At 64.7% G+C, this 6,451-nt stretch carries 6 protein-coding genes; 5 read left to right on the top strand and 1 reads right to left on the bottom strand.

The window, feature by feature from the left end; all coding sequences use genetic code 11:
- The first annotated feature begins 29 nt into the window (after positions 1-29).
- Genes EN750_RS13535 through EN750_RS13515 form a run of 5 tightly spaced genes read left to right on the top strand, consistent with a single transcriptional unit; the run spans position 30 to position 5,164 of the window.
- Positions 30-1,511, top strand: coding sequence for a sugar ABC transporter ATP-binding protein (locus EN750_RS13535; protein ID WP_127396713.1), 1,482 nt, complete (start codon positions 30-32; stop codon positions 1,509-1,511).
- Positions 1,508-2,482 carry an ABC transporter permease gene (locus EN750_RS13530; protein WP_127396712.1) on the top strand — a complete coding sequence of 325 codons (975 nt, stop codon included), beginning with the start codon at positions 1,508-1,510 and terminating at the stop codon, positions 2,480-2,482. The genes EN750_RS13535 and EN750_RS13530 overlap by 4 nt, the downstream gene beginning before the upstream one ends.
- Positions 2,479-3,474, top strand: coding sequence for an ABC transporter permease (locus EN750_RS13525; RefSeq protein ID WP_127396711.1), 996 nt, complete (start codon positions 2,479-2,481; stop codon positions 3,472-3,474). Before EN750_RS13530 ends, EN750_RS13525 begins: the two co-directional genes overlap by 4 nt.
- Positions 3,474-3,791 (top strand): L-rhamnose mutarotase, encoded by a 318-nt coding sequence (gene rhaM / locus EN750_RS13520; protein WP_127330852.1) that lies wholly within the window; start codon positions 3,474-3,476, stop codon positions 3,789-3,791. The genes EN750_RS13525 and rhaM overlap by 1 nt, the downstream gene beginning before the upstream one ends.
- The gene (locus EN750_RS13515; protein ID WP_127396710.1) at positions 3,788-5,164 is read left to right on the top strand and encodes an FGGY-family carbohydrate kinase; all 1,377 of its coding nucleotides are present in this window, start codon (positions 3,788-3,790) and stop codon (positions 5,162-5,164) included. Before rhaM ends, EN750_RS13515 begins: the two co-directional genes overlap by 4 nt.
- On the opposite strand, the gene EN750_RS13510 is transcribed toward EN750_RS13515, so the two are convergent.
- Positions 5,165-6,451 (bottom strand): arginase family protein (locus EN750_RS13510; RefSeq protein WP_127396709.1); only part of this gene is annotated, 1,287 nt, incomplete at its 5' end.

The following is a 6,451-nucleotide window of genomic DNA, read 5'->3' as shown; positions in this document are numbered from 1 at the left end:
AGGCGCGGCCTCCGGCCCCGGCTCCACGCCTGACGCTGTCCGGCATCTCCAAGAGCTTTCCCGGCGTGCGCGCGCTGCACAATGTCAGCCTGTCGCTCTACCCCGGGCAGGTGACGGCGCTGATCGGCGAAAACGGCGCCGGCAAGTCGACGCTGGTCAAGATCATGACCGGCATCTACCAGCCCGATGAGGGTACGATCAGCATCGACGGCCAGGCCGTCACCCTGCCCAGCGCGCATGCCGCCTTCGGGCACGGCGTCACCGCCATCCACCAGGAAACCGTGCTGTTCGACGATTTGTCGGTCGCAGAAAACATCTTTCTCGGCCATGCGCCGCGCACGCGATTGCGCACCATCGACTGGCGCACGATGCGCAAGAACGCGCGCGAAGTGCTTGACACCATGCATGCCGGCCACATCGACGCCGATGCGCGGCTGAAGGACCTCGGCATCGCCAACAAGCATCTGGTCGCCGTTGCGCGCGCCATGTCGATCGACGCGCAGATCGTCATCATGGACGAGCCGACCGCCGCACTTTCGATGAAGGAGATCGAGGAGCTCTTTTTGCTGATCGAGTTCCTCAAGAGCGACGGAAAGGCGATCCTGTTCATCAGCCACAAGTTCGACGAGATCTACCGTATCGCCGACCGCTACACGGTGTTCCGCGATGGCGAGATGGTCGGCGAAGGCCTGATCAAGGATGCCGGCCAGAGCCAGATCGTGCGCCTGATGGTTGGCCGCGCGGTCGATCACATCTTCCCGCAGCGCAAGGCCGAGATCGGCGCGCCGGTGCTCTCCGTATCCGGCCTGTCGCATCCGACCGAATTCAACGACATCGGCTTCGAACTGCACAAGGGCGAGATCCTCGGCTTCTACGGCCTGGTCGGCGCCGGCCGCAGCGAGGTGATGCAGGCGATATCGGGCATCACCCGCACCTCAGCCGGCACGATCACGCTGGAAGGCAAGACGCTCGCGCCGAAATCGGCTGCGGATTCGATCGATGCCGGCATCGTCTACGTGCCCGAAGAACGCGGCAAGCAAGGCGTGGTGATCGGCCTGCCGATCTTCCAGAACGTCTCGCTGCCTTCGCTCAAGCGCACGTCGAAGTCCGGCCTGCTGCGGCTGTCGGAGGAGTTCGATCTGGCCCGCTCCTACACCGAGCGGCTCGACCTCAGGGCCTCCTCGCTCAGCCAGGACGTCGGCACGCTGTCGGGCGGCAACCAGCAGAAGATCGTCATCGCCAAATGGCTGGCGACGTCGCCCAAGGTGATCATCCTGGACGAGCCGACCAAGGGCATCGACATCGGTTCGAAGGCCGCCGTGCACGGCTTCATGGCCGAGTTGGTGGCGCAAGGCCTGTCGGTGATCATGGTGTCCTCCGAGCTGCCCGAAATCCTCGGCATGTCTGACCGCGTCGTGGTCATGCGCGAGGGGCTCGTCGCGGCGGTCTACGACAACAAGGGGTTGGACGCCGAGACGCTGGTTCGGACGGCAGCGGGGATCGCGGCATGAAGGCTTTCCCGAAATACCGTGAAATCTGGCTGTTGGCGGCCATCGTCGTGCTGATCGGCCTGATTTCGACGCGCTTCCCGGCCTTTGCCGACCCCGGCAATCTGCGCCAGGTGTTCAACGACACCTCGATCCTGATGATCCTGGCGCTCGGCCAGATGGTGGTCATCCTGACCCGGTCGATCGATCTGTCGATGGCGTCCAATCTCTGCTTCACCGGCATGGTGGTGGCGATGCTGAACGCCGCGCATCCGGCGATCCCGATCCCGCTCCTGATCGTCATTGCGCTGGCCGTCGGTCTGGTGCTCGGCGCCATCAACGGCCTGCTGGTCTGGCGGCTGAACATCCCCTCGATCGTGGTGACATTGGGCACGCTGACCATCTATCGTGGCGCGACCTTCGTCCTGTCCGGTGGCGCCTGGGTCAATGCCGACAAAATGAGCCCGGACTTCATCGGCTTTCAGCGCGCCGCCTTCCTCGGCATTCCGGTGCTGTCGTGGATCGCCATCCTGGTCATTGCGCTGTTCTTCGTCCTGATGACCCGCACCGCGCTCGGCCGCTCGATCTATGCCATCGGCGTAAACCCGACGGCTTCCGTCTATGCCGGCATCGATGTCGGCCGCACCAAGTTCATCGTCTTCTGCATCTCCGGCATGATCGGCGGCCTGTCAGGCTATCTCTGGATCTCGCGCTATGTGATCGCGTCGGTCGAGGTCGCCAATGGCTATGAGCTCAACATCATCGCCGCCTGCGTCATCGGCGGCATCTCGATCGCCGGCGGCATCGGCTCGGTCGGCGGCGCGGTGCTCGGCGCACTGTTCCTGGGCATCATCTCCAACGCCCTGCCGGTCATCAACATCTCGCCCTTCTGGCAGATGGCGATTTCGGGCAGCGCCATCATCCTGGCCGTCGTGCTCAACGCGCGCGGCGAACGCCAGCAAGGCCGCATCATCCTCAGAAAGGTGGAGGCGTGACCGACATCCCTGCCCCGCGCCACATTCCCGACCGGCTCGACAAGCCGTTCCGTTCGGCGATCTTTTCCTGGGAAGCGCTGCTGGTCGTTGTGGCCGTCGCCATCTTCGCCATCAACAGCTTCGCCTCGCCCTATTTCCTCGACCCGTATTCGCTGTCCGATCTCACCTTCAATTTCACAGAGAAAGGCCTGATCGCCTTCGCCATGGCGCTGCTGATCATCTCGGGCGAGATCGATCTGTCGGTGGCCGCCATCATTGCGCTGGCGTCGACGATGATGGGCATGGCGGTGCAGGCCGGCGCCGGCACGCCGGTGCTGGTAGCGATCGGCATCGTCGTCGGGCTCGGCTGCGGCGCCTTCAACGGTCTGCTGGTGACAAGGCTCGGTCTGCCGTCGATCGTCGTCACCATCGGCACGATGAGCCTGTTTCGCGGCATCGCCTTCATCATCCTCGGAGACCAGGCCTACAAGGGCTATCCCTCAAGCTTCGCCTTCTTCGGCCAGGGCTATGTCTGGTGGGTGGTGTCGTTCGAGCTGGTGCTCTTCCTCATTGCGGCCGTCGTCTACTGGTTCCTGCTGCACCGTACGAGTTTCGGCCGACGCGTCTTCGCCATCGGCAACAATCCGATAGCTGCGCAGTTTTCCGGCGTGCGCGTCGGCCGCACCAAGTTCATCCTGTTCTGCCTGACCGGGCTGATGTCGGGCATCGCCTCGGTGCTGATCACCTCGCGGCTCGGCTCGACGCGGCCATCGATCGCGCAGGGCTACGAGCTGGAAGTCATCACCATGGTGGTGCTCGGCGGCGTCAGTATCCTCGGCGGCGCCGGCAGCATTGTTGGGGTCGTGCTCGCAGCCTTCATCATGGGACTGGTGACCTTCGGGCTCGGCCTGCTCAATGTGCCCGGCATCGTCATGTCGATCTTTATAGGTCTGCTGCTGATCATCGTCATCGCCTTGCCGATCGTCTGGCGGCGATTGCGCGGAGGGCGCTGATGCCGCAGAAATACGCGTTCAAAATGAAGCTGAAGCCCGGCATGAAGGCCGAGTACAAGAAGCGCCACGACGAGATCTGGCCGTCACTGGTCGCGCTGCTGAAGCAGGCCGGCGTCTCCGATTATTCCATCCATCTCGACGAGGAGACCAATATCCTGTTCGGTGTTCTGTGGCGGCGTGACGACCACGGCATGGACGAATTGCCCGGATATCCGGTGATGCAGCGCTGGTGGGCTGAAATGGCCGACATCATGGAAACCAGGCCGGACAACGAGCCGGTGGCCGTGCCGTTGGAAACCGTGTTCCACATGGCATGAGTGCGATGCGCCACATCGCCGTCATCGACATCGGCAAGACCAACGCCAAGGTGGCGCTGGTCGACCTCGCGACGTTGAGCGAGGTGGCGCTGCGCCGCATGTCCAATGCGCCGGTGCGACAGGCGCCCTACCCGCATCACGATGTCGAGGCCTTGTGGGCATTCATCCTCGAAAGCCTTGCCGGTCTCAACCGCGAACAGCGCATCGACGCCATTTCGATCACCACCCATGGCGCGACCGGCGTGCTGGTCGACGCGGCGGGTGAACTGGTGCTGCCTGTGCTCGACTATGAGTTCGATGGCCCTGATAGACTGGCACCGGATTATGACGCGATCCGCCCCCCTTTCGCCGAGACCGGCACGCCGCGCCTGCCGCTCGGCCTCAATCTCGGAGCACAATTCTTCTGGCAGCAGAAAAGCTTCCCGGCGGAATTCGCCAGGGCCGCCGCGATGCTGATGTATCCGCAATACTGGGCGTTGCGCCTGACCGGTGTCGCCGCCAACGAGGTGACTTCGCTCGGCTGCCACACCGATCTGTGGAACCCTTGGACGGCGGATTTTTCATCATTGGTCGACAGGCTGGAATGGCGCGGGCTGATGGCGCCGGTGCGGCCGGCCAGCGACCGCCTCGGCCCGATCCTGCCCAGTGTTGCGATGCGAACCGGACTGGATCCGCAAACGCCGGTGTTCTGCGGCCTGCATGATTCCAACGCCTCGCTGCTGCCGCATCTTCTCTCCGACAAACCGCCTTTCTCCGTCGTCTCGACCGGCACCTGGGTGGTGTCGATGGGGGTCGGCGGCAAACAGATTGCGCTGGATGCAGCGCGCGACACGCTGGTCAATGTCAACGCACTCGGCGATCCCGTTCCCTCGGCGCGCTTCATGGGCGGCCGCGAGTTTTCCGTGCTGACAAAGGACCAGCCGGAGCAGTGGACCGAGGATGATGTCGGCGCCGTGCTGGCGCGAAAGATGCTGCTGCTGCCGTCGACCCAGCAAGGCTCGGGGCCGTTCCCGCACCATGCCGCGGCATGGGTCAATGCCGACGGCCTGAACAGCGGCCAGCGCTTTGCCGCCATCTCGTTCTATCTGGCATTGATGACGGCAACCTGCCTCGAGTTGATCGGCGCGGACGGCCCGACCACGGTCGAAGGCCCCTTTGCCCGCAACCGGCTCTTTGTCGGCATGCTGGCGGCAGCCACGGCGCGCGCCGTTGTTGGGTCCGAGGCCGCCACCGGCACCAGCATCGGCGCCGCGCTGCTGGCATCCGATCGGCCGGCGACGCACGGCAAGGGCGAAAGAATAGAACCGCCTGTAGACCCGGCCTGGGCCGACTATGTCAGCGCATGGCGGGGGGCAGTCGAAGCGCAGGGCTGATCAGAGAATCCGTTTGCCGAAAGCCGACATGACGAAGTTGACCGCGTCGGTGCCGATCCGCGGCTCCAGATCCGCCGTCAGGCCCGAAACATCCATCGACAGCAAGCCACCGGAGAGCGCGATCGCCTCCATCGCCTGGTGCGTTTCGCGCACGGTCAGCCCGCCGGAGCCCGCAGCCCAGCCGGCGAATTCGGTTGCGGTCGGCGAATAGCTGACATGAAAGCCTTGCGTGCCTGAGGTGGCGATGCGGATCGCTTCATGCATCAGGTCGCGCATGCCCATGGCGTCGATGTCGGTCATGGTGAAGGCCGACACGCGCGAATCCTTCAGCACCCGCGCCTCGGCCGGATCGGCGTGGCGCAGGCCGACGATGACGACATTTTCCGGCGACAGCTGCGGCTGCAGCGCGCCGGCCTTGTGATCGAGCCCGAGCGATCGCGCCAGGACCGAACATTCCGGCAGGTCGATGCCCTCCTCGTCCTCTGGCATCAGGGCGGCGATGGAATCGATCCAGATCAGGCCGAAAGAATGCGTCGCGCGCGCCGTCGCGGTCAGCGCCTTGTGGGCGATGCGACGATCGACGCCGGCAATCAGCCGGACCAGCCCCGATGGCGGCCGCTCGACATCGGCGAGTTCCACCACGTCGAAGTTCATCGCTTCCAGCCGGGCGCCGGTGCTTTCCCGGGCCAGGATGCCGGCGGCCCCCTGCCCGGCCGTGATCTGCACCATCTTACGGCCGGAAAAATCCTCGACGTCGTGCATCGGGGCCTTCTCGACATATTCCGAGGTCATCGCCAAAAGCATGGCGCCATAGCTCATGCGGAAGGCGACGCGGTCGCCGACGGAGGGCCTCGGGTCGGCATCGGCGACATCCAAAAGCAGATGATCGCTGGAGGCGCCGAGCACCCTTATCCCCCTGGCGATCGGCGTCAGTCCCTCGACCAGCACATCCTCACGGCCGATATTGGCGATGGCGCGCAGCCTGTCGCCTTCGTCGGGGAAGACCGGCTGGTTGCCGAAGGCGTCGTAACCCGATTGGCCGATCGGCCGTGACGGCTTGAGCTTGACCTCGATGATGTCGCTTGTCAGCCGGCAGGCATCGGGTTCGAGCTCCGCCCACGGCGTGTCGCGGAAGGTCTCGACACCACCCTGCAGGATCGCCTCGCCGACCCGCAGGTTGTTGATGCCGGCCGGCAACCTGCCTTCGAGCAGCAGCGGCAGCGACGACGAGGCGCCGCCGGAGATCACGTCGAGGCTTCTGCCGGACAGGCGCTCGGTCTTGTAGGC

It is taken from the genome of Mesorhizobium sp. M7A.F.Ca.ET.027.03.2.1 (assembly GCF_003999175.1).
Taxonomy (GTDB): domain Bacteria; phylum Pseudomonadota; class Alphaproteobacteria; order Rhizobiales; family Rhizobiaceae; genus Mesorhizobium.
The sequence above is the reverse complement of the archived record's forward strand: the minus strand, read 5'-3'. Positions and strand labels throughout refer to the sequence as shown.

Coding starts and splice junctions, on each gene's coding strand:
- EN750_RS13530 (WP_127396712.1), top strand. CDS start 1,508: ATGAAGGCTTTCCCGAAATACCGTGAAATCTGGCTGTTGGCGGCCATC.
- rhaM (WP_127330852.1), top strand. CDS start 3,474: ATGCCGCAGAAATACGCGTTCAAAATGAAGCTGAAGCCCGGCATGAAG.
- EN750_RS13515 (WP_127396710.1), top strand. CDS start 3,788: ATGAGTGCGATGCGCCACATCGCCGTCATCGACATCGGCAAGACCAAC.